Raw genomic sequence first — 21,576 nt, 5'->3', positions numbered from 1 at the left:
GAGGTTAACACATTTTGCGGATTTTCGGCGGACGACTGGCGGTAATTGTGACTATTTCGTACTTATATTTTGCTGGTACGTTAATCCCCGGCTCATGCAGAGCCGGGGATTAATGTGAGACATAAATTACTTGGAGACACCGTCGTGGGCATGCTCATCTTCGCGGCAATCGCCTTCAGCGCAGTGGCCGTAGAGATAGAGACTATGGTTGGTTAAACGAATACCATGTTTAGCCGCAATCTCACGCTGGCGCGCTTCGATGGAATCATCGCTGAACTCGACTACTTTGCCGCAGTCAAGACAGATGAGGTGATCGTGATGATGCTGTTGAGTCAGTTCGAAGACGGATTTACCACCTTCAAAATTATGGCGGGTCACGATACCGGCATCATCAAACTGGTTCAGCACACGATACACGGTCGCCAGACCAATCTCTTCACCCATATCGATCAGGCGTTTGTATAAATCTTCCGCACTGACGTGATGGTTATCCGGTTCCTGAAGAACTTCCAGAATTTTTAAACGAGGAAGCGTTACTTTCAGGCCAGCCTTCTTTAATGCGGTATTGTTGTCAGTCATGCGGAATCTGTCCTGTAGCTAAACGATTCACTTCATTAACAGAAGTGACAGAAATTGCACTTGAGATAATGCGTATCATTATAGAACTGCCATGGCTAAATGAAAACTGCAAGTCTCTGGCATATATTGTTAATCAAAACGTGGTATCGCCGACAAACACACTGTGCAACACCCGATTGGCATCCAGCCATTGTACAGGGTCAGACGAAAAAGTTACAAATTTGTAGCAATTATTTTGATTGGTTTTATCTATTGATGCGGCGCAGATAGAAATCTGCGCCGCACGAAATCAGGCATTGATGATTTCGTCGAGGTGCAGCTCTTCAGAGATCTGCTTAACCCATTTTTCTACGCGTTCTGCTGTCAGTTCTGGCTGGCGATCTTCATCGATAGCCAGACCGACAAAGTGGTCGTCGTCAGCCAGTCCTTTAGACGCTTCAAAGTGATAACCCGCCGTCGGCCAGTGACCAACGATGGTTGCGCCGCGCGGTTCGATGATGTCGCGAATGGTCCCTAACGCATCGCAGAAATATTCTGCGTAATCTTCCTGGTCGCCGCAGCCGAACAATGCAACCAGTTTGCCATTAAAATCAATGTCTTCGAGGGTAGGGAAGAAGTCGTCCCAGTCACACTGAGCTTCACCGTAGTACCAGGTTGGGATGCCGAGCAGCAGAATGTCATAACCTTCGAGGTCTTCTTTGCTGCTTTTTGCAATGTCATGAACATCGGCAACGTCTTTACCAAGCTGTTTTTGAATCATTTTTGCGATGTTTTCGGTATTACCGGTGTCGCTGCCGAAAAAGATGCCAGTGATTGCCATGAGTAAAATAACCTCTTGAAACTTATTGAAATGGTGGTGGCGCATTGCCCACGGATAAGGGCAATCATAGCAGAACAGTCAGGCATGCGGAAACAGCAAACACGCAGGACTGCACTCTGTGCTACACGATTTATGATTTAGAGCAGAAATTCAGACTATGCCTGACCGCGCAATGTGCTGAGTTGGGTCATCAGCATCTCTTCGATGAGTTCACTGCGACTCATGTTGCGCGCCTCGGCCAGCTCGTTCAGAGCGTCAACGGCATCAGCGTTCAGTTTCAGTTCGACACGCTTAAGCCCGCGAACTTTGTCACGCTTAAGCTGATTACGTTTATTAATACGTAACTGTTCATCACGCGAGAGCGGATTAGTTTTGGGTCGTCCCGGGCGACGCTCCTGCGCGAACAGATCTAATGTCGTACGGTCCGTTTGTTCTTTGGCCATGATCTTGGTGACTTCGGGGAAACAATCAGCCAGGCGTCTGCCCGGATGGATAGCGCGCCATAATACATCAGCAGGGGTGACACGCCAACGCCCACGCGCGTAATCGCGCGCAGACGCTGAGTTTTTAATCAGTTAGCCTGTTCGTTCAGATAACGACGGATGGCGCGCAGCACCGCCTCCGGTTTTTCCGCATGCACCCAATGACCGGCTCCAGCAATAACATGCGCCCGAGCCTGTGGGAATTGCGCCAGCAGTTGTTCGCGATACGCTTCGGTAACATACGGTGAGTTGCCGCCAGGGATAAACAGCGCCGGGTGCTCCCATGCAGGAATGGTTTCCCAACCGACGATATGAGGATATTGATCCCACAGCACGGGAACGTTAAAACGCCACTCGCCGTCGACGAAAGATTTCAGCAGAAACTGGATTACGCCTTCTTCATGCAGATGTTGACGCATGACGCTGGCCGCCTGCTGACGCGAAGTGGCCTGGGCATCGGTTACGGCATTAATAGCGGTAAAGATCGCATCGTGACGGCGAACATGATAGTCGACCGGCGCAATATCAATGGCCACCAGTCGATCGATACGATCAGGAGCCAGCGCGGTTAACGCCATGACGGCTTTTCCCCCCATCGAGTGACCAATAAAGGTCGCCTTTTCTATTTGCTGAGCGTCCAGCGTATCCAGCAAATCTTGCGCCATGGCCGGATAATTCATCTCAGGGGAACGAGGGGAGAGGCCATGATTTCGCATATCGACCTGGATGATATCGTGATCGACCACCAGATCGCGCGCCAGGATCCCCAGGTTATCCAGACTGCCAAACAGGCCGTGAACCAGGACGATGGGAGAATTATTGTGCAGGTTTTGCGCAGATTGCGCTCGGATATTCAATTTCATGGCAAAGTTCTTTTTTTCACACTCACGGGTTAGGGTATCATGTTGACCATTCTGCCACATGGCTGCAACAACTACGGTTACTCTGAGTTTTGCTGGCCACCAGGCTTGACGCTATCCGCTGTTGGGATTTGCCTTTACACTACGTGTGTTTACCCCGACAACTTGTATTCAGCTAAACACTGCACTGGATTAAGATGAAAACGATTGAAGTTGATGATGAACTCTATAGCTATATTGCCAGCCACACCAAGCATATTGGCGAGAGCGCATCCGACATTTTACGGCGTATGTTGAAATTTTCCGCCGCATCACAGCCTGTCACTCCGATAGTCAAAGAAGTCCGCGCTGTGCAACCTGTCGTGGAAGCTAAGCCGGTTAACCCCGTAAAAGATAAAGTGCGCGCGATGCGTGAACTGCTGCTGTCCGACGAATACGCGGAACAGAAGAAAGCAGTAAATCGCTTTATGCTGGTGCTGTCTACACTCTATTCACTGGATCAAAACGCGTTCGCCGAAGCAACGGAATCGTTGCATGGCCGTACGCGCGTTTATTTTGCAGCGGATGAACAGACGCTGCTGAAAAATGGTAATCAAACCAAACCGAAACACGTGCCAGGCACGCCGTACTGGGTGATCACCAACACCAATACCGGCCGTAAATGCAGCATGGTTGAACACATCATGCAGTCAATGCAATTCCCTGCGGAATTGATTGAAAAGGTTTGCGGAACAATTTAATCCTTGCATTAGAAGGACCAGGCAATGGCAATCCACAACCGTGCAGGTCAACCTGCGCAACAGAGTGATTTGATTAACGTCGCCCAACTGACGGCACAGTACTATGTACTGAAACCAACAGCAGGGAACGCTGAGCACGCCGTTAAGTTCGGTACGTCCGGACATCGCGGCAGTGCAGGTCGTCATAGTTTTAACGAGCCGCATATTCTGGCTATCGCTCAGGCGATTGCTGAAGAACGTGCGAAAAACGGGATTACTGGCCCGTGCTATGTGGGCAAGGATACCCACGCGCTGTCTGAACCGGCTTTTATCTCTGTACTGGAAGTGCTGGCGGCGAACGGCGTTGACGTCATCGTGCAGGAAAATAACGGCTTTACGCCAACCCCTGCTGTGTCGAATGCTATCCTGGTCCACAATAAAAAAGGCGGCCCGCTGGCTGACGGCATTGTGATCACGCCGTCCCACAACCCGCCGGAAGATGGCGGCATTAAATACAACCCGCCAAACGGTGGTCCGGCAGATACCAACGTCACCAAAGTGGTGGAAGACAGAGCCAACGCGCTGCTGGCTGACGGTCTGCAAGGCGTGAAGCGCATGTCGCTGGACGCTGCGCTGGCATCTGGTCATGTAACAGAGCAGGATCTGGTTCAGCCGTTTGTCGAAGGACTGGCTGACATCGTCGACATGGCAGCGATCCAAAAAGCGGGTCTGACGCTGGGTGTCGATCCGCTGGGCGGTTCCGGTATCGAATACTGGAAGCGTATTGCTAAGCACTACAACCTGAACCTGACTATCGTTAACGATCACGTTGATCAGACTTTCCGTTTCATGCATCTCGACAAAGATGGCGCAATCCGCATGGACTGCTCCTCCGAGTGCGCGATGGCGGGCCTGCTGGCGCTGCGCGACAAGTTCGATCTGGCCTTTGCCAACGACCCAGACTACGACCGTCACGGTATTGTCACCCCGGCAGGGCTAATGAATCCGAACCACTATCTGGCGGTGGCGATCAACTACCTGTTCCAGCATCGTCCGCAGTGGGGCAAAGATGTTGCCGTTGGTAAGACACTGGTGTCCTCGGCGATGATTGACCGCGTGGTGAATGATTTAGGGCGTAAACTGGTCGAAGTGCCGGTTGGCTTTAAATGGTTTGTTGACGGTCTGTTCGACGGCAGCTTTGGCTTTGGTGGTGAAGAGAGCGCGGGGGCATCTTTCCTGCGTTTCGACGGTACACCGTGGTCGACCGACAAAGACGGCATCATCATGTGCCTGTTGGCGGCAGAAATTACCGCAGTGACCGGTAAGAATCCGCAGGAGCACTACAACGAACTGGCTGCCCGCTTTGGTGCGCCGAGCTACAACCGCCTGCAGGCAAGTGCGACCTCCGCGCAGAAAGCGGCGCTGTCTAAGCTGTCTCCGGAAATGGTGAGTGCCAGCACGCTGGCGGGCGACCCGATCACCGCACGTCTGACGGCGGCACCGGGCAACGGTGCTTCTATCGGCGGTCTGAAAGTGATGACTGACAACGGCTGGTTTGCCGCTCGTCCGTCCGGCACCGAAGACGCTTATAAAATCTATTGCGAGAGCTTCCTCGGTGAAGAACACCGCAAGCAGATCGAAAAAGAAGCGGTTGAGATCGTCAGCGAAGTGCTGAAAAACGCGTAAACCGTAGGCCGGATAGCGTCGCTATCCGGCATGAATTAAAAAGCCGGATAGCTTTGCGCTGATCCGGCTTTTTTTTATTCGGCTTAGATTCACGGCATAAACCGATAGCCAATCCCGGTTTCGGTCAGAAAATGACGCGGACGCGCCGGGTCCTGTTCCAGCTTCTGGCGCAGGTGTCCCATGTAAATTCGCAGATAGTGACTGTGTTCGACGGCGTTCGGTCCCCAAACCTGATTTAGCAACTGGCGTTGCGTTAGTACCTTTCCGGCATTATTCAGCAGTACCGCTAACAGGCGAAACTCAATCGGCGTCAGATGAATCTCTTCATCACCACGATGTACGAGGCGGGCGGCGATATCTACTTTTACGTTGGAAAAATGCACCACCGGCTCGGGAGACGCGCCGCTGGCGTGGCGGCGCAATGCCACGCGTAATCGCGCCTGTAGCTCGCCAATACCAAAGGGTTTACTGAGATAGTCATCGGCACCGGCATCCAGGGCAGCGATTTTATCGCTTTCTTCGCTGCGGGCTGAGAGCACAATTACCGGTATCGCGCTCCATTGTCGCAGGTCACGAATAAAATCAATGCCGTCACCGTCCGGCAGACCGAGATCGAGAATGATGAGATCGGGTTTTCGCGTGGCGGCTTCCAGCAGACCACGTTGCAGCGTTTCCGCTTCATATACACGCAGACCATCGGCTTCCAGCGCGGTGCGCAGAAAGCGACGGATAGCCTGTTCATCTTCAACAATCAGTACGTTCGTCACATATCCTCATGAAAATCTTCAAGTTCAGGGGGGATTTCCTGGGGCAGTGTAACACGGAAACATGCTCCTCCCTGTGCGCGATTGTGGACGGAAATCGTACCGCCGTGCACGTCCACAATGGCCTGACAGATTGCCAGCCCCAGCCCAACGCCCGGTACCGATGACTCTTTGTTTCCCCGGGAAAACTTGTCAAAAACTCGCTGCTCCATACCCGATGGAATGCCGGGGCCATTATCCCAGACGTCCAGTTGCAGGTGCTCGCCATCGACGCTGGCATCAATACCGATTTGCGCCGCTGGACCTGCGTATTTAACGGCGTTTTCCAGCAGATTAATCAGCACCCGTTCAAAGAGTGGGCCATCGACGTGGATCAGCGTCAACGGTGCTGGTAGCGACAAATTAATAGGAGCAGAGAGTCCTGGCTCAAGCATCTGCAGGGCGCTGCCGACCACCTCTTCCAGTGTTAACCACTCCTTCTTAAGATTAAAGCCGCCAGACTGAATTCGCGCCATATCCAGCAGGTTATTAACCAGTCGGGTCGTATTAAGGACGTGCTGGCGAATCTCACTGGCCTGGCGCGCGTGCGGCGATCCTTCGCTTGCCAGATCCAACGTTAAGATCTCTGCCTGACCAAACAGCACCGTTAGCGGTGTACGTAAATCGTGGGAAAGGGCGGCGAGCAGCGCGTTGCGAATGCTTTCGCGCTCGCTGGCAAACCGGGCTTGCTCTTCGCTGGCAGTCAGCGTCAGACGCTCCAGCGCACTGGCGACCAGTAAAGTAAAAGTTTCCAGCAGGCGTTGCTGTTCGGGGATCATCAACTGGCGTAAATTTCCTGGTTCCACAACCAGCAGCCCATGCGTTTTGTCAGCACTTTTTAACGGTAAAATTTGATACGGCACACCTGGCAACGTGTCAGTACCTGCGCCAGCCGGTTGCCCTTTATCAAAGCTCCATTGGGCAATGGCATCATCCCACGGCGTCATGCCCTGTTGATGGGTGAGAGGGGCCAGCTTACCGTTCTCACCGGGCAGTAAAACCTGGCTGCGGGCCTGGAACGTTGAGGCAATAAACTGTTCGCTGGTGGCGGCAATATCTTGCTGACTACGCCCAACGGCCAGCGCTTTCGACATCTCATACAAATGGCGCGTACGTTGTTCACGATAACGGGCCACCCGCGCCTGATAACGCACTCCGGCGGTCAGATTACCAATAACCAGCCCTACCGTTAGCATCACGGCGAAGGTGAGCAGGTACTGGACGTCGGAAACGGCCAGCGTGCCACGCGGAGCAATAAAGAAGAGATCGAAGCTGGCGACGTTAATAAAAGTTGCCAGCACCGACGGCCAGCGTCCGTAAAAGAGGGCGATAACCACCACGCCCAATAAATAGATCATCACCAGGTTGGCGGCGTCAAAGGCCATCAACCACTGCATGGCAATCAACGTAATGATGGCGCACAGCGCGACGGCAACCACACAACCCTGAATTTGTACCCGCCATTTATCCTTAAAGGTGCGGTTATCTGCAGTTTGTAGCACAGGGCGCGAAGGTGGCTCATCGAGTGCAACAATCATCAGGTCGAGATCCGGTGCGCGATGGGCCAGTTTGTCAGCAAAGGAATCACTGCGCCACCAGCGTCGTGTAGTCGGACGTCCGAGGACAATTTTTCCCAGATTATGCTCACGAGCGTAGCGGATTACAGCCTTGTCTTCAGCGGGATCGGAAAGGGTGGCGGTTTCTGCACCCAGCTCCTGGGCTAACCGCAGAGCGCTTAGGATTGCCCGGCGCTGTTTTTCGGGCAGTCGGTGCAGCGCTGGCGTTTCGACATACACTGCATGCCAGACGCTGCCGAGGCGCGCTGCCAGACGCGCGGCAGCACGCACCAGCTTTTCGCTGCCGGTATTGTGTCCAATGCACAGTAAAATGGCGTCACGGGTATGCCAGACTTTTTCTTCCCCCGGACGCCCTCGCCAGGCACGCATCTGATCGTCGACCCGATCGGCCGTGCGGCGCAGGGCCAGCTCACGTAGCGCGATCAAGTTCCCTTTGCGAAAGAAATGCTCGATGGCTCTTTCCGCCTGACCGGCGATATAGACCTTGCCTTCGTTCAGGCGTTGGCGCAAATCGTCGGGGGGAAGATCGACCAGCACCACATCATCGGCGGCATCGAAAAAAGGATCGGGGACGGTTTCGCGAACCTGAATGCCGGTGACGCCGCTGACAACATCATTGAGGCTTTCCAGATGCTGCACGTTGACGGTAGTAAAAACGTCAATACCGGCTTCGATCAGTTCTTCAATGTCTTGCCAACGCTTAGGGTGGCGTGAGCCAGGCGCATTACTGTGCGCCAGTTCATCCATCAAAATGAGCGCCGGACGGCGGGCCAGCGCCGCGTCGAGATCGAACTCGCTGATATGACGACCATGGCGCGCCTGTCTCTTTAGCGGCAGGATGCTGAGACCGTCCAGTAGCGCGGCGGTCTCTTTGCGTCCGTGGGTTTCCACCACGCCAATCAGCACATCTAACCCCTGCGCCCGCAGCCGCTGGGCCTCTGCCAGCATGGCCCAGGTTTTACCGACGCCTGCACACGCGCCGAAGAAAATTTTCAGTTTTCCGCGGTGCGGGGCAGCGGTCTGCTCCAGCAGGCGATCGGGGTCGGGGCGTAAGGGTTCGTTATGCATGTCCTTTTTCTCAGTGCTTATCCAGCGCTAAATTAAGTTCCACCAGGTTCACCACCGGCTGGCCGATAAAACTGACCAACGGCTTTTGCGTGTATTGTGCAACCAGGCGCGTGACCTCTTCAATGCTGAGGTTGCGAGCCTGCGCCACGCGGGGGATTTGCCAGGCCACCGCGGCGGGTGTCAGGTTGTTGTCCAGCCCGCTGGCAGAAGCCGTTACCAGCTCTACCGGAACGACAGGATTTGCCTGCGGGTTAGCTGCACGCAGCGCGGCTATCCGGCTTTGCAGCTGTTTATCCAGTTCCGGGTTGCTGGCTGCCAGATTGCTGCCGCCTGAAGCCATTGGATTATAGGGCATTTCTGCTGTAGCAGACGGGCGTCCCTGAAAATAACCGGCCGCGGTAAAATGTTGCCCAATGAGCGCAGAGCCGCGAACGACCTGACCTTCGCGTAGAAGCGAGCCGTTAGCCTGGTGGGGAAACCACCACTGCCCCAACGCGGTGGTCAACAACGGGTAAGCCCCGCCGGTGATAAGCATCAGGAAAATCAATGTTGATAATGCAGGACGTAATCCACTCATCTGAAACCTCACACCAGACCCAGCAGGGTCAGCATTAAATCAATTGCTTTGATACCGATAAACGGTACAACCAGACCACCCAGACCATAGATCCACAAATTACGGCGCAGCATTGCGGATGCGGATAACGGTTTGTAGCTCACGCCTTTAAGCGCCAGCGGGATCAGAAAGACGATAACCAGCGCATTAAAGATAACCGCGCTGAGGATCGCCGAATCCGGCGAATGCAGCCCCATCACGTTAAGCGCATTGAGCTGCGGGTAGGTGGCGGCGAACGCGGCCGGGATAATGGCGAAATACTTCGCCACGTCGTTGGCGATACTGAAGGTGGTCAGCGAACCACGCGTCATCAGCATCTGTTTACCAATGTGCACCACTTCAATCAGCTTGGTGGGGTTAGAGTCGAGATCCACCATATTGCCTGCTTCCTTCGCGGCCTGGGTCCCGGAGTTCATGGCGACCGCCACGTCGGCTTGCGCCAGCGCCGGGGCGTCATTGGTTCCGTCGCCGGTCATCGCCACCAGACGACCTTCCGCCTGATACTGACGAATCAGCGCCAGCTTGGCTTCCGGCGTGGCTTCAGCTAAGAAGTCATCTACCCCGGCTTCTGCCGCAATCGCGGCAGCGGTAAGGCGGTTATCGCCGGTGATCATCACCGTTTTGATGCCCATTTTGCGTAGTTGGGCAAAACGTTCTTTGATTCCGCCTTTTACGATATCTTTCAGGGCAATCACGCCCAGCACGCGGGAGCCTTCGGCAACCACCAGCGGCGTAGCGCCAAGGCGTGCGACGTTTTCGACCTTCTGCTCCACGTCGGCAGGGAAGTGGCCGCCGTTGGCTTCGACGTGACGACGAATAGCATCGACCGACCCTTTGCGGATCATACGGTTGTCGATGTTGATCCCGCTCATTCGGCTTTGGGCGGTAAACGGTACAAAGGTGGCGTGCAGCGATTGCACGTCGCGAATACGCAGATTAAAGCGCTGTTTAGCCAGAATCACGATGCTGCGGCCTTCTGGGGTTTCATCGGCCAGCGATGAAAGCTGCGCGGCGTCGGCCAGCGTTTTTTCATCCACCCCCTGGGCGGGCAGAAAATCCGAAGCCTGGCGGTTACCCAGCGTAATGGTGCCGGTTTTGTCCAGCAGCAATACGTCCACGTCACCCGCAGCTTCTACTGCACGTCCGCTGGTGGCGATGACGTTCGCGCCCAGCATGCGGCTCATCCCGGCGACGCCAATTGCGGAGAGTAGCCCGCCGATGGTGGTGGGGATCAGACACACCAGCAGGGCAACCAGTACCGTGACGCTGACCGCGCTACCACCCCAGGCGGAAAACGGCCACAGCGTGGCGGTCGCCAGCAGAAAAACGATGGTCAGGGCTATTAACAGGATCGTCAGGGCGATTTCATTCGGCGTTTTACGCCGCTGCGCGCCTTCAACCATGGCGATCATTCGGTCGAGGAACGTTTCACCAGGGTTTACGCTACATTCAATCACCAGCCAGTCGGAGAGGATGCGGGTCCCGCCGGTGACGGAGGCGAAATCACCACCGGATTCACGAATGACCGGCGCGGATTCACCGGTAATGGCGCTTTCATCTACCGATGCGCCACCTTCGATGACCTCGCCGTCACACGGGATAATATCGCCCGCTTCTACTAACACGATATCTCCTTTGCGCAAATCCTCCGCCGGAACGTGATCCATGGCGGCACCGTATTTCGGTTCGCGGAGTTTGCGAGCAAATGCGGTTTTTTTCACTCCTTTCAGACTGTTAGCCTGAGCCTTACTGCGTCCTTCCGCCAGCGCTTCGGCAAAGTTGGCGAACAGAACGGTGACCCACAGCCACAGACTTATCGCGCCGGTAAACCACGGATTGCCTTGCATATGGCCTGTGGCCATTGCCAACGTTAACAGGGTTGTCAGCAGACTGCCCAGCCAGACGATAAACATCACCGGATTGCGCCACTGGGTATGTGGGCTTAATTTTTTCACGGCGTCCATCAGCGCCTGTGCGACCAGAGAGGGTTCGAACAGCGCCAGTTGCTTGCGACTCATAGTCATGTGCTCCGCATCACTCAGTGTAATGACAGGTATTCTGCGACCGGGCCAAGCGCCAGGGCAGGAACAAAGGTGAGGGCGCCAACCAGTAACACCGTACCGATTAACAACCCGACAAACAGTGCACCGTGAGTAGGCAGCGTGCCTGGACTTGCTGGCTGGATCTTTTTACTGACCAGCGATCCGGCAATTGCCATCACGGGAATGATCACGCCGAAACGGCCGAAGAACATGCACAGGGCCAGCAGACAGTTCCAGAACGGGCTGTTGGCGCTTAATCCGGCGAAGGCGCTGCCGTTGTTGTTCGCGGCAGACGATACGGCGTACAACACCTCACTAAAGCCATGTGGACCAGGATTGAGCATGGCGCTGCGTCCGGCGTCGCTCATCATCGCTATCGCCGTACCGAGCAGCACCAGCGCAGGGGTGACCAGAATCGCCAGTGCGGTCATTTTCATTTCGCGCACGTCTATTTTCTTACCCAGATATTCCGGCGTACGACCAATCATCAGGCCCGCGATAAACACCGCCAACAACACGAACAGCAGCATGCCGTACAGGCCCGAACCGACACCACCGAAGACCACTTCGCCAATCTGCATTAGCCACATCGGCACCATCCCGCCCAGCGCGGTGAAGGAGTCATGCATCGCATCGACAGCGCCGCAAGATGCCGCTGTCGTCACGACGGAAAAAAGACTCGTAGCCAGCACGCCAAAGCGGCTTTCTTTGCCTTCCATGTTGATATTACTGTCTGCACCGAATGCCATCAGGTGCGGGTTGCCTTGAACTTCGGCCCACATCACCACGGCTACGCAGACTACAAATATCAGCGACATGGCCCACAGCAGGGTCCGCCCCTGGCGACGATCGCCAACCACATCACCAAAGGCAAAACACAGCGCGGTAGGAATTAAGAAAATGGCCAGCATCTGTACCAGATTGGTCAACGCGGTAGGGTTTTCAAACGGATGTGATGAGTTAGCGTTAAAGAACCCACCCCCGTTAGTGCCAAGCATCTTAATCGCTTCCTGTGAGGCGACGGGCCCCATTGGCAGCAGCTGTTTCACCCCTTCAAGGGTAGTAATGGGCTGATAGGGCAACACGTTTTGCAGCACACCTTGCTGAATGAAGAACAACGCAATGAGCAATGCAATGGGGAGCAGGATCCACAGCGTAATGCGAACCAGATCGACCCAGGCGTTGCCCAGCGTGTTCATACTCTGGCGAGTAAAGGCACGGGCCAGGGCAAAAATCACCGCAATCCCGGTTGCCGCTGACAGGAAGTTCTGCACGGTCAGCCCGACCATCTGGCTGAAGTAGCTTAAGGTGGTTTCGCCAGCATAGGATTGCCAGTTGGTATTAGTGACAAAACTTACCGCCGTGTTGAGCGCCAAATCCCACGAAAGCCCAGGTAGCTGTTGCGGATTTAGCGGCAGCAGGTTTTGCGCCATCAGCATTGAAAACAGGACCAGCAACCCCAGCACATTGAGCGCGAGGATCGCCAACAGATACTGCCGCCAGTTCATCTCCTGCTGAGAGATGCCCAGACCGCGCCAGAGCAGATGTTCCACGCCAGCCAGGCCCGGCAGGGACGTATTATTGATCAGCCGAGCCAAGCCAAAACCCAGCGGTCTGGCGATGATAAACAGTACCAGCAAGAAACTGGCAATGAGTAAAAATCCTTGGGCCGCCATCAGAACGCCTCCGCATTAATCAGGGCATACACCAGATAACCTAATAATAAAAAGACCAGCACAATGCCGGTTATCACGCCTGCACTCACGGTGCACCTCCAGTGGCATAAATGTGATAACCAGAGCGTAGATTTTTGCTTGCAAAGATTTCGCAAAAATCAGTGGGAGGGGTGTAAAAAAAGTATAAAAATGGCAAAGACCATTATTTAACTAATGATTAGTATTAATTTAACTTTTATGTAACTTAATTACGGTTTTTAGCTAAACGGAGCATCAATAGATAAAAATAAGTGGTCGGATGAGTAGCAAAATTACACACAAGGCGGTATTATTTTCATCAGTTAACCAAGTTTATTTTTCCGGTGCGATTCACCGAACAGATATATGGGAGAGGATTATGGACTTTTATAAAGAATATCCAGCACACATTGTTTTCTTGCGCCGTACCTTTGCCGTTGTGGCGGGCGTGCTGGCGCTGCCGGTCATGTTGTTCTGGAAAGACCGCGCCCGTTTTTACAGCTATCTGCACCGCGTCTGGTCCAAAACCAGTGATAAACCGGTGTGGATGGAGCAGGCTGAAAAAGCCACCTGCGACTTCTATTAAGTTGTCGTTATTGTTCAAGAAAACCGCCAACAGCAATGTGGCGGTTTTTTTATACGCCGACGTCTACACTTATCTGAGTAACGGATAAGGAGTGGCGATGAGCACGAGAATTCCTGTTGGTATCCGCACCTGTCTGACCACAGAAGCGAGTGAGGCACCTCAGTTCGACGAAAATACATTAATACGTGTTTACGCTTTGCATGAATTGCACCGCCTGCGTCAGCGAAAATTAACGCGGGGCGCATTAATTGACTATCATACCCGCTACAAACTGGTACTACTGGCGCATTCCCAGCCAGAGTATGGGGAGCTTGGCCCCTTCGTTGCCGCAATCCATGAATGGCAAGATCTCGATGCTTTTTTTACCGAGTATCGCCTACGATTGACCCATCTGTTATTAAATCCTGCTACCCGGCGTAACCATACCAATGTATTGATGCACGTACAGGGCTATTTCCGTAATCAGCTCGATCTGCGTCAACGTCAGGAATTGACCTCGATAATCGATAACTATCGACGCGAGGCGCAGCCGCTACTTGCACCCTTAATGCTCCTCAAACACTATATGGCTGAGCACCCGAACACCTGGTTGTCCGGGCAACGTTATTTTGAACTCTGGCCTGCGATTTGGCGTTTACAGGGCAATGATTAATTTTTATCAGGGAGTGTTATGACCACGCATCTGGTCTGGTTTCGGCGTGATTTACGTCTGCATGACAATCTCGCGCTGGCGGCGGCTTGTCGGGATCGTTCTGCACATGTACTCGCGCTCTATATCTCCACGCCTGAACAGTGGAAGGCGCATGATATGGCCCCACGTCAGGCGGCATTGGTTAACGCGCAGTTGAACGCGTTGCAAACGGCGCTGGCAGAAAAGGGCATCCCGCTTCTGTTTCATGAAGTTGCTAATTTTGCGACCAGTGTGGAAACCGTCAAAAACGTCTGCGTACAGCATGGCGTCAGTCGAATATTTTATAACTATCAATATGAAATAAACGAACGCCAGCGTGATGCTGCCGTTGAAAAGTCATTACCTCAGGTGGTGTGCGAAGGGTTTGACGACAGCGTGATCCTGCCTCCGGGGGCGGTCATGACCGGTAATCACGAGATGTATAAAGTCTTTACGCCGTTTAAAAATGCCTGGCTGAAGCGGATAAAAGACGGGATCCCGGAATGTGTCAGTGCGCCGAAGGTGAGAGAAAGCGGTGCTCTTGACTCTCCATTAACATCCATCGCGCTGAGCTACCCGCAGCAGGATTTTGATACGCAGCAATTTCCGGCAGAAGAAAAATTGGCCATCGCGCAGTTACGCCATTTTTGCCAGCAGGCCGCCGGAGAATATGAACAACTGCGTGACTTTCCGGCGATTGATGGAACCAGTCGATTATCCGCGAGCCTGGCGACAGGAGGACTATCGCCGCGCCAGTGCCTGAATCGACTGCTCGTGGAGCAGCCGCAGGCGCTTGAGGATGGGACAGGCAGCGTTTGGTTGAATGAGCTTATCTGGCGCGAATTTTATCGTCATCTGATGACTTACCATCCGGCGCTGTGTCGGTATCAACCTTTTATTCGCTGGACCGAACACGTGCAATGGCAGAATAATCCGGCGTATTTGCAGGCCTGGAAAACAGGGCATACGGGCTACCCCATTGTGGATGCGGCCATGCGTCAGCTCAACGCCACGGGCTGGATGCATAATCGTTTACGCATGATTACCGCCAGTTTTTTAGTGAAAGACCTGCTGATCGACTGGCGTAAAGGCGAACAGTATTTTATGTCGCAACTGATCGATGGCGACCTGGCGGCCAATAACGGCGGCTGGCAGTGGGCTGCCTCAACCGGAACCGACGCTGCGCCGTATTTCCGTATCTTTAACCCCACGACGCAGGGCGAAAAATTCGACCGTGACGGTGAGTTTATCCGCCAGTGGGTGCCGGAACTGCGCGACGTGCCGGGTAAAGCCATTCATGAACCGTGGTCGTGGGCTGAAAAAGCGCAGGTAACACTGAGTTATCCTCGCCCGATTGTGGATCATCAACAGGCGAGGCTGGCGACGCTGGCGGCATATGAGGCGGCGCGTAAGGGATAAGCGCGCAGCGGATTTCTGCGTAATACCTTCCAACAGAATGAATATGTTGCAGTGGGGGGGCATTTAGCGCTGAAGCGTGTACGCAAGGCTGCTAATGCCTTGATGAAGATGTTTTCCGCCAGCAGTAAAGTGCAGTCATCTTCATTCAGGTGACGGAATTTGATGACAACACCAACGACATCTACACCGCACGATGCGGTATTTAAAACGTTTTTACATCATCCAGAAACAGCTCGGGACTTCCTCGAAATTCATCTACCCGCAGATCTGCAAACGCTTTGCGATTTAAATACGCTGAAGCTGGAGTCAGAAAGCTTTATTGAAGCGGATTTACGTACCCGCTACTCCGACGTGCTCTGGTCTGTGCATACGCACGATGGTGAAGGTTATGTATACGTGGTTATAGAACACCAGAGTTCAGCCGATCCGCATATGGCTTTTCGTCTGCTGCGTTACGCAATAGCGGCGATGCAGCGTCATTTGGATGCCGGGCACAAAGAACTGCCGATTGTGATACCCATGCTGTTTTATCATGGCTGTCGAAGTCCGTATCCGTACTCACTGTGCTGGCTTGATGCGTTTACCGATCCTGTAACGGCACGGCAACTTTATGCCAGCGCATTTCCATTGGTGGATATCACAGTGGTGCCCGATGACGAAATCATGGCTCACAGGCGAATGGCACTGCTGGAACTAATGCAAAAACATATCCGTCAGCGGGATTTGATGGGGCTGGTAGATCAACTGGCCACGCTGTTACTTACAGGGTGCGCTAATGACACGCAACTACAGGCGATGTTTAATTACATCCTGCAATCCGGCGATGAATCTCGCTTTAATGAATTTATACAAGAGATGGCGCAACGGATCCCCCAACATAAGGAGAAGCTGATGACGATTGCCGAGCGGTTACGCTTAGATGGATTACAAGAAGGGTTGCAGCAAGGCAAACGAGAAGCCGCATTACGTATAGCGCAAACTATGTTGGAGCAGGGAATAGATCGCAACATGGTGCTTCTGGTTACAGGTCTTTCTGAAGAGGAGTTGACTGCCAGCTATGCGTAATTCCTGAAAAAAAGCCCGAATCAGATTACATCATCGGGCCCCTACACTCAGGATTCTACCGCCAGTGAACGGTTTCTGAACTTAAGCGACTGGTACAGCCAAATCAGCAGCACCAGCACCACACAGGCCAGCGCGCCCCAGGTAATTTCACTAAAGACATCAATATAGGCATTGATGGAGTAGTTGATAGCGCCCGCAGCATCAAACGAGCCTTGGGAAGTCTGATCGGCGATAACACCAGCCAGATAATTGGCGATAGCACCGGAAAGCAGCATATAAATGCCGGTTAATACGCCGGTAACACCAGGGATCTCAATACGCGTAATTTGTGACATTGCCACCGGATCGATAAACAGTTCGGCAAAGCCCATGACCGCTAACCCAAGTACCATCAGCGGCATGGAAGAGTGGCCGTAAGCAGCGGACCAGCGAGCGCTCAAGGTTAGAATACAGAACCCAGCGCTCATTAAGCCGAGGCCAAGGGCAAATTTACCCCAGATACGTACGGTACGATTGCCACTCACGCTTTCTTTGACTACCCACGCCAGTACGATACCGCACAGCATAACGGCAAAAGCGTTAACCGACTGGAACATCGCGGTAGGGACGGAATACCCCAGAATATCGCGGTTAACGAAGCGGTCGATATACAGGCTGATCGAACTGCCACCCTGTTGAGCAAAGGCCCAAAACAACAGGCTAAAGAAGGTCAGTGTGACGATAAGCCCCAGCTCTTTGCGCTGTTTCTGCGTCTGTGCCTGGCGATAAATCTTCGCCAGAACTGCCAGACCAATAACAGTGGCAACAATCAGTGCATAAACGGACCACTCTTTCCAGAACAGCACGGTAATCAGCAGCGGTGTGGTAACTAGCAGAACTAACAGCCAGGCCCAGTTTGGCAGAATAAAGGTTTTAGCACACAGAACGGCCTTGTTGACGCCGGTGGTGTGGGCGAAATGGCGATTACCACATAAGAAAATCACCAGCCCTGCCAGCATGCCGATGGCAGCCAGCGCAAAACCCATCGCCCAGCTGTACTCTTCCTGCACGTATCCGCAGGCAATTGGTGCGATGATCGAACCGATGTTACCGGCGGCGTAGAGCAGAGAGAATCCACCGTCGCGACGCGGGTCTTCAGGTTGATATAACTCGCCCAGCAGGCAACTGATATTTGATTTAAACAGACCGTAACCGCAGACAATTATCGCCAGCGACAAATAGAGGAACGCCGGAGCCATTTCACTGGCACCTAATACCAGATGTCCCACCGCCATTAAAAATGCGCCGATCATCACCGCCATTCGATTGCCGAGCACTTTATCGGCCAGGTATCCCCCGAGAATAGGGGTGACATAGACCAGCGAGCAGTAGGCGCTGAACAGTTCATATGCGTGATTATCGTCGTACTTAAGCTGGTTAGTGAGATACAGGATCAGCAGCGCACGCATGCCGTAAAAACTGAAGTATTCCCAGATTTGTAGCGCGACGACGTAGTAAATCGCCCGTGGTTGAGATGCTTGTTTATTCATTATTTTCTCGAAGTAAATGCCTCGCGACTGGCTGAACGTGCTGCGCGAGTGTGTTTCCTTAAAGTTGTAACTTTGATACAGATCTGATTATTTTTGCAATATGCTGTCTGATTGCATAAATATACATGAATTAGATCGCGTAGTGGTAAGCAAATCACGTTCAAAGCGGGTGTGATTGTTTCTTTATGTGTCAGTGAAATGGCTATCGACGAACGCAGGCGGGGACGCTATTTTAACCTAAGCTGTGTTGCTGATTGGGCAGGCAGAAATGATGACTACGAGGACGATGATGAAAAACACCGAACTGGAACAACTGATCAACGACAAACTAAACAGCGCCGCCATTAGCGATTATGCGCCGAATGGTTTGCAGGTTGAGGGCAAAGAGACGGTGCATAAAATCGTGACCGGTGTGACTGCAAGCCAGGCATTGCTGGACGAGGCGGTACGCCAGCAAGCGGATGCGGTTATCGTTCACCACGGCTATTTCTGGAAAGGCGAATCTCCGGTTATTCGCGGCATGAAGCGCAATCGTCTGAAAACGCTGTTAGAAAATGATATCAACTTGTATGGCTGGCACTTGCCGCTGGATGCTCACCCGGAATTGGGGAATAACGCGCAGTTGGCCGCGCTGTTGGGAATCACCGTGATGGGGGAAATTGAACCGCTGGTGCCATGGGGAGAACTCTCCATGCCGGTACCGGGGCTGGAGCTGGCATCGTGGATTGAAGCGCGTTTAGGCCGTAAACCGTTATGGTGCGGTGATACCGGGCCGGAGAAAGTTCAGCGCGTTGCCTGGTGTACCGGGGGCGGTCAAAGTTTTATTGATAGCGCAGCCCGATTTGGTGTCGACGCCTTTATTACCGGTGAAGTCTCTGAGCAAACCATTCACTCAGCCCGCGAGCAGGGGCTGCATTTTTATGCTGCCGGTCACCATGCGACCGAACGCGGCGGCATTCGCGCATTAAGCGAATGGCTGAATGAAAATACCGATCTGGACGTAACCTTTATCGATATTCCTAATCCAGCGTAATAAAGAGGGATGAAAGTGCAGCGAGCGCGTTGTTATCTGTTAGGTGAAACGGCGGTGGTTCTTGAACTGGAGCCCCCCATCACGCTGGCGACTCAGAAACGCATCTGGCGTCTGGCTCAGCGTTTAGTTGACGCCCCGAATGTGCTTGAAGCTATTCCGGGAATGAACAATATCACGGTTACCCTGCGCGACCCGCAAACACTGGCGCTGGATGCGATTGAACGCCTGCAGCGCTGGTGGGAAGAGAGCGAAGCACTGGAGCCGGATTCACGCTTTATTGAAATACCTGTGACCTATGGTGGTGAGTTTGGCCCCGATCTGGCAGAGGTCGCCCGACACAGTGGATTAAGCGACAAGCAGGTCGTCGAACTTCATGCGTCAGTTGACTATGTGGTGTGGTTTATCGGTTTTCAGCCGGGATTTCCCTATCTCGGGAGCTTACCTGAACAGCTGCATACCCCCAGACGTGCGGAACCGCGTTTGCTTGTTCCGGCAGGTTCTGTCGGTATCGGTGGATCTCAAACGGGGATCTACCCGCTTGCCACACCCGGTGGATGGCAATTGATTGGGCGTACCTCCGTTTCGTTATTTGATCCAAAACGGGAGGAGCCGATTCTGTTACGGGCTGGCGATACCGTGCGTTTTGTCCCGCAGAAGGAGGGGATATGTTAAACATCATCCGCGCTGGCATGTACACCTCAGTACAGGACGGGGGACGCCATAGTTTTCGTCAATCCGGAATTAGTCACTGTGGCGCGCTGGATAAACCGGCGCTGAACGTGGCTAACCTGCTGGTGGGTAATGATGCGAATGCCGCTGCACTGGAAATCACGCTGGGGCAACTGGTGGTGGAGTTTGAAGCCGATGGCTGGTTTGCCCTGACCGGTGCCGGATGCGAAGCGCATCTGGATCGAACTCCCGTATGGAGCGGATGGCGGTTACCAGTAAAAGCCGGGCAGCGCCTGACGCTAAAACGACCTCTTCATGGTATGCGCAGTTATCTGGCTGTAGCGGGCGGTATTGATGTTCCCGAAGTGATGGGTTCGCGTAGTACCGATCTGAAAGTGGGCATTGGTGGGTTTGAAGGGCGTCTGCTGCGTGATGGCGATCGACTGGCGATTGGCGTATCGACCCGGCAATTAAGCGGGCCACAAGGTGTAAAACAACTGATGTGGGGTAATCTCATTCGTGCACTGCCCGGCCCTGAATATCAGGAGTTTGATGAGGTATCTCAGGCCTCTTTCTGGCGCTCGCCGTGGCAGCTTAGCCCACAAAGTAACCGTATGGGGTATCGTCTTCAGGGGCAGCCGCTGACGCGCACGACCGATCGCGAGCTGCTGTCGCATGGTTTGCTCCCCGGCGTGGTGCAGGTTCCGCATAATGGTCAGCCAATCGTGCTGATGAACGATGCTCAGACGACGGGTGGCTATCCGCGCATCGCCTGTATTATCGAGGCAGATATGTATCATCTGGCGCAGATCCCGCTCGGTCAGCCGATTCATTTTGTGCAGTGTTCGCTGGAGGAAGCGCTGAAGGCGCGGTACGACCAGCAGCGTTATCTGGAACAGTTAGCATGGCGACTTAACAATGAAAATTGATCTCAATGCAGACCTCGGTGAGGGATGTGCGAATGATGCAGCGTTGCTGCAATTGGTGTCATCGGCCAACATCGCCTGTGGGTTTCACGCCGGCGATGCGCAAACTATGCTCTCAAGCGTGCGTGATGCGTTAAAAAATGGTGTGGCGGTAGGCGCACACCCCAGCTTTCCGGATCGGGAAAATTTTGGTCGTAGCGCCATGACCCTGCCTGCACAAACGGTGTATGCGCAGACGCTGTATCAAATTGGCGCGCTGGCTGCCATCACGCGGGCAGAAGGTGGCGTGATGCGCCATGTCAAACCGCATGGCATGCTCTATAACCAGGCGGCGAAAGATCCTCAATTGGCCGATGCGATTGCGAAAGCGGTTCATGCCTGCGATCCGTCGCTGGTTCTGGTCGGGCTGGCGGGAAGCGAACTGATTCGCGCTGGAGAACACTATGGCTTGATAACGCGTCAGGAGGTTTTTGCCGATCGGGGTTATCAGGCTGATGGTAGTCTGGTACCTCGCAGCCAGCCGGGCGCACTGATTGAGGATGAAGAGCAGGCGCTGGCGCAAACGTTAGAAATGGTGCAATCCTGCAGAGTAAAAAGCCAAAGTGGAACATGGGCAAGCGTGACCGCCCAGACGGTATGCATTCATGGGGATGGCGAGCACGCACTCGCTTTTGCCCGTCGCTTGCGTAGCGCCTTTAATGCATGCAATATTGAAATTGGTGCATAAGATTTA

General features: G+C 53.6%; 22 protein-coding genes. 10 read left to right on the top strand and 12 right to left on the bottom strand.

The window, feature by feature from the left end:
* Positions 1-126: 126 nt before the first annotated feature.
* The 5 genes from fur to ybfF form a co-directional block, all read right to left on the bottom strand.
* Positions 127-579 carry a ferric iron uptake transcriptional regulator gene (gene fur / locus SK38_RS10645; RefSeq protein WP_048235874.1) on the bottom strand — a complete coding sequence of 151 codons (453 nt, stop codon included), beginning with the start codon at positions 577-579 and terminating at the stop codon, positions 127-129.
* A complete protein-coding gene (locus SK38_RS24995) occupies positions 572-658 on the bottom strand; it encodes a ryhB-regulated fur leader peptide (protein ID WP_100247215.1) in 87 nt (28 codons plus the stop codon). Before SK38_RS24995 ends, fur begins: the two co-directional genes overlap by 8 nt.
* A gap of 210 nt (positions 659-868) precedes the next feature.
* Positions 869-1,399, bottom strand: coding sequence for a flavodoxin FldA (gene fldA, locus SK38_RS10640; protein ID WP_003022839.1), 531 nt, complete (start codon positions 1,397-1,399; stop codon positions 869-871).
* 155 nt (positions 1,400-1,554) lie between these two features.
* Entirely contained in the window at positions 1,555-1,842 is a 288-nt protein-coding gene (gene ybfE / locus SK38_RS10635) for a LexA regulated protein (RefSeq protein ID WP_003831362.1), read from the bottom strand.
* A gap of 128 nt (positions 1,843-1,970) precedes the next feature.
* Entirely contained in the window at positions 1,971-2,744 is a 774-nt protein-coding gene (gene ybfF / locus SK38_RS10630; RefSeq protein WP_048236466.1) for an esterase, read from the bottom strand.
* A 194-nt stretch (positions 2,745-2,938) separates the two neighbouring features.
* On the opposite strand from ybfF, the gene seqA reads away from it, so the two are divergent.
* Both seqA and pgm read left to right on the top strand, forming a co-directional pair.
* Positions 2,939-3,481, top strand: coding sequence for a replication initiation negative regulator SeqA (gene seqA, locus SK38_RS24990; RefSeq protein ID WP_003022848.1), 543 nt, complete (start codon positions 2,939-2,941; stop codon positions 3,479-3,481).
* 24 nt (positions 3,482-3,505) lie between these two features.
* Positions 3,506-5,146, top strand: a complete 1,641-nt coding sequence (pgm, locus tag SK38_RS10620; protein WP_008784117.1) for a phosphoglucomutase (alpha-D-glucose-1,6-bisphosphate-dependent) — start codon at positions 3,506-3,508, stop codon at positions 5,144-5,146.
* Positions 5,147-5,235: 89 nt separating this feature from the next.
* On the opposite strand, the gene kdpE is transcribed toward pgm, so the two are convergent.
* Genes kdpE through kdpF form a run of 6 tightly spaced genes read right to left on the bottom strand, consistent with a single transcriptional unit; the run spans position 5,236 to position 13,017 of the window.
* Entirely contained in the window at positions 5,236-5,913 is a 678-nt protein-coding gene (gene kdpE / locus SK38_RS10615) for a two-component system response regulator KdpE (protein WP_048226088.1), read from the bottom strand.
* The gene (gene kdpD, locus SK38_RS10610; protein WP_008784119.1) at positions 5,910-8,594 is read right to left on the bottom strand and encodes a two-component system sensor histidine kinase KdpD; all 2,685 of its coding nucleotides are present in this window, start codon (positions 8,592-8,594) and stop codon (positions 5,910-5,912) included. Before kdpD ends, kdpE begins: the two co-directional genes overlap by 4 nt.
* Before the next feature lie 10 nt (positions 8,595-8,604).
* The gene (gene kdpC / locus SK38_RS10605; protein WP_048235873.1) at positions 8,605-9,171 is read right to left on the bottom strand and encodes a potassium-transporting ATPase subunit KdpC; all 567 of its coding nucleotides are present in this window, start codon (positions 9,169-9,171) and stop codon (positions 8,605-8,607) included.
* Between the two features lie 8 nt (positions 9,172-9,179).
* A complete protein-coding gene (gene kdpB, locus SK38_RS10600; RefSeq protein ID WP_048235872.1) occupies positions 9,180-11,228 on the bottom strand; it encodes a potassium-transporting ATPase subunit KdpB in 2,049 nt (682 codons plus the stop codon).
* Positions 11,229-11,248: 20 nt separating this feature from the next.
* Positions 11,249-12,928 carry a potassium-transporting ATPase subunit KdpA gene (gene kdpA, locus SK38_RS10595; RefSeq protein WP_032942710.1) on the bottom strand — a complete coding sequence of 560 codons (1,680 nt, stop codon included), beginning with the start codon at positions 12,926-12,928 and terminating at the stop codon, positions 11,249-11,251.
* Complete coding sequence (gene kdpF, locus SK38_RS24735) at positions 12,928-13,017, bottom strand: K(+)-transporting ATPase subunit F (protein ID WP_001670793.1); 90 nt, start codon at positions 13,015-13,017, stop codon at positions 12,928-12,930. The genes kdpA and kdpF overlap by 1 nt, the downstream gene beginning before the upstream one ends.
* A 308-nt stretch (positions 13,018-13,325) precedes the next feature.
* Between kdpF and SK38_RS10585 the strand changes: the two genes are divergently transcribed.
* From SK38_RS10585 to SK38_RS10570, 4 genes are all read left to right on the top strand, one after another.
* Complete coding sequence (locus tag SK38_RS10585; RefSeq protein ID WP_003022870.1) at positions 13,326-13,532, top strand: YbfA family protein; 207 nt, start codon at positions 13,326-13,328, stop codon at positions 13,530-13,532.
* A gap of 97 nt (positions 13,533-13,629) precedes the next feature.
* A complete protein-coding gene (locus tag SK38_RS10580; RefSeq protein ID WP_156183254.1) occupies positions 13,630-14,184 on the top strand; it encodes a DUF1722 domain-containing protein in 555 nt (184 codons plus the stop codon).
* A gap of 18 nt (positions 14,185-14,202) precedes the next feature.
* Complete coding sequence (gene phrB / locus SK38_RS10575) at positions 14,203-15,621, top strand: deoxyribodipyrimidine photo-lyase (RefSeq protein ID WP_048235871.1); 1,419 nt, start codon at positions 14,203-14,205, stop codon at positions 15,619-15,621.
* A gap of 162 nt (positions 15,622-15,783) precedes the next feature.
* Entirely contained in the window at positions 15,784-16,686 is a 903-nt protein-coding gene (locus tag SK38_RS10570; protein ID WP_048235870.1) for an Rpn family recombination-promoting nuclease/putative transposase, read from the top strand.
* A 47-nt stretch (positions 16,687-16,733) separates the two neighbouring features.
* On the opposite strand, the gene dtpD is transcribed toward SK38_RS10570, so the two are convergent.
* Positions 16,734-18,215: a dipeptide permease DtpD gene (gene dtpD, locus SK38_RS10565; protein WP_008784127.1), complete on the bottom strand. Its 1,482-nt coding sequence runs from the start codon at positions 18,213-18,215 to the stop codon at positions 16,734-16,736.
* A gap of 289 nt (positions 18,216-18,504) precedes the next feature.
* On the opposite strand from dtpD, the gene ybgI reads away from it, so the two are divergent.
* The 4 genes from ybgI to pxpA are packed head-to-tail and all read left to right on the top strand — an operon-like array spanning position 18,505 to position 21,570.
* On the top strand, positions 18,505-19,248 hold the full coding sequence (ybgI, locus tag SK38_RS10560; RefSeq protein WP_003831390.1) for a radiation resistance protein YbgI: 744 nt from the start codon (positions 18,505-18,507) through the stop codon (positions 19,246-19,248).
* 15 nt (positions 19,249-19,263) lie between these two features.
* Positions 19,264-19,920 (top strand): 5-oxoprolinase subunit PxpB, encoded by a 657-nt coding sequence (pxpB, locus tag SK38_RS10555; RefSeq protein ID WP_003831391.1) that lies wholly within the window; start codon positions 19,264-19,266, stop codon positions 19,918-19,920.
* Complete coding sequence (pxpC, locus tag SK38_RS10550) at positions 19,914-20,846, top strand: 5-oxoprolinase subunit PxpC (protein ID WP_048235869.1); 933 nt, start codon at positions 19,914-19,916, stop codon at positions 20,844-20,846. Before pxpB ends, pxpC begins: the two co-directional genes overlap by 7 nt.
* On the top strand, positions 20,836-21,570 hold the full coding sequence (pxpA, locus tag SK38_RS10545; protein ID WP_048235868.1) for a 5-oxoprolinase subunit PxpA: 735 nt from the start codon (positions 20,836-20,838) through the stop codon (positions 21,568-21,570). Before pxpC ends, pxpA begins: the two co-directional genes overlap by 11 nt.
* The last annotated feature ends 6 nt before the right edge of the window (positions 21,571-21,576 follow it).

It is taken from the genome of Citrobacter sp. MGH110 (assembly GCF_001037515.1).
Lineage (GTDB): Bacteria > Pseudomonadota > Gammaproteobacteria > Enterobacterales > Enterobacteriaceae > Citrobacter > Citrobacter portucalensis.
Note: the sequence above shows the minus strand (reverse complement) of the source record. Positions and strands in the feature narration are given on the sequence as shown.

Excerpts from the sequence above, each read along its gene's own strand:
- fur (WP_048235874.1), bottom strand. The coding sequence starts at position 579 with ATGACTGACAACAATACCGCATTAAAGAAGGCTGGCCTGAAAGTAACG.
- SK38_RS24995 (WP_100247215.1), bottom strand. The coding sequence starts at position 658 with ATGATACGCATTATCTCAAGTGCAATTTCTGTCACTTCTGTTAATGAA.
- fldA (WP_003022839.1), bottom strand. The coding sequence starts at position 1,399 with ATGGCAATCACTGGCATCTTTTTCGGCAGCGACACCGGTAATACCGAA.
- ybfE (WP_003831362.1), bottom strand. The coding sequence starts at position 1,842 with ATGGCCAAAGAACAAACGGACCGTACGACATTAGATCTGTTCGCGCAG.
- ybfF (WP_048236466.1), bottom strand. The coding sequence starts at position 2,744 with ATGAAATTGAATATCCGAGCGCAATCTGCGCAAAACCTGCACAATAAT.
- seqA (WP_003022848.1), top strand. The coding sequence starts at position 2,939 with ATGAAAACGATTGAAGTTGATGATGAACTCTATAGCTATATTGCCAGC.
- pgm (WP_008784117.1), top strand. The coding sequence starts at position 3,506 with ATGGCAATCCACAACCGTGCAGGTCAACCTGCGCAACAGAGTGATTTG.
- kdpD (WP_008784119.1), bottom strand. The coding sequence starts at position 8,594 with ATGCATAACGAACCCTTACGCCCCGACCCCGATCGCCTGCTGGAGCAG.
- kdpC (WP_048235873.1), bottom strand. The coding sequence starts at position 9,171 with ATGAGTGGATTACGTCCTGCATTATCAACATTGATTTTCCTGATGCTT.
- kdpB (WP_048235872.1), bottom strand. The coding sequence starts at position 11,228 with ATGAGTCGCAAGCAACTGGCGCTGTTCGAACCCTCTCTGGTCGCACAG.
- kdpA (WP_032942710.1), bottom strand. The coding sequence starts at position 12,928 with ATGGCGGCCCAAGGATTTTTACTCATTGCCAGTTTCTTGCTGGTACTG.
- SK38_RS10585 (WP_003022870.1), top strand. The coding sequence starts at position 13,326 with ATGGACTTTTATAAAGAATATCCAGCACACATTGTTTTCTTGCGCCGT.
- SK38_RS10580 (WP_156183254.1), top strand. The coding sequence starts at position 13,630 with ATGAGCACGAGAATTCCTGTTGGTATCCGCACCTGTCTGACCACAGAA.
- phrB (WP_048235871.1), top strand. The coding sequence starts at position 14,203 with ATGACCACGCATCTGGTCTGGTTTCGGCGTGATTTACGTCTGCATGAC.
- SK38_RS10570 (WP_048235870.1), top strand. The coding sequence starts at position 15,784 with ATGACAACACCAACGACATCTACACCGCACGATGCGGTATTTAAAACG.
- dtpD (WP_008784127.1), bottom strand. The coding sequence starts at position 18,215 with ATGAATAAACAAGCATCTCAACCACGGGCGATTTACTACGTCGTCGCG.
- ybgI (WP_003831390.1), top strand. The coding sequence starts at position 18,505 with ATGAAAAACACCGAACTGGAACAACTGATCAACGACAAACTAAACAGC.
- pxpC (WP_048235869.1), top strand. The coding sequence starts at position 19,914 with ATGTTAAACATCATCCGCGCTGGCATGTACACCTCAGTACAGGACGGG.
- pxpA (WP_048235868.1), top strand. The coding sequence starts at position 20,836 with ATGAAAATTGATCTCAATGCAGACCTCGGTGAGGGATGTGCGAATGAT.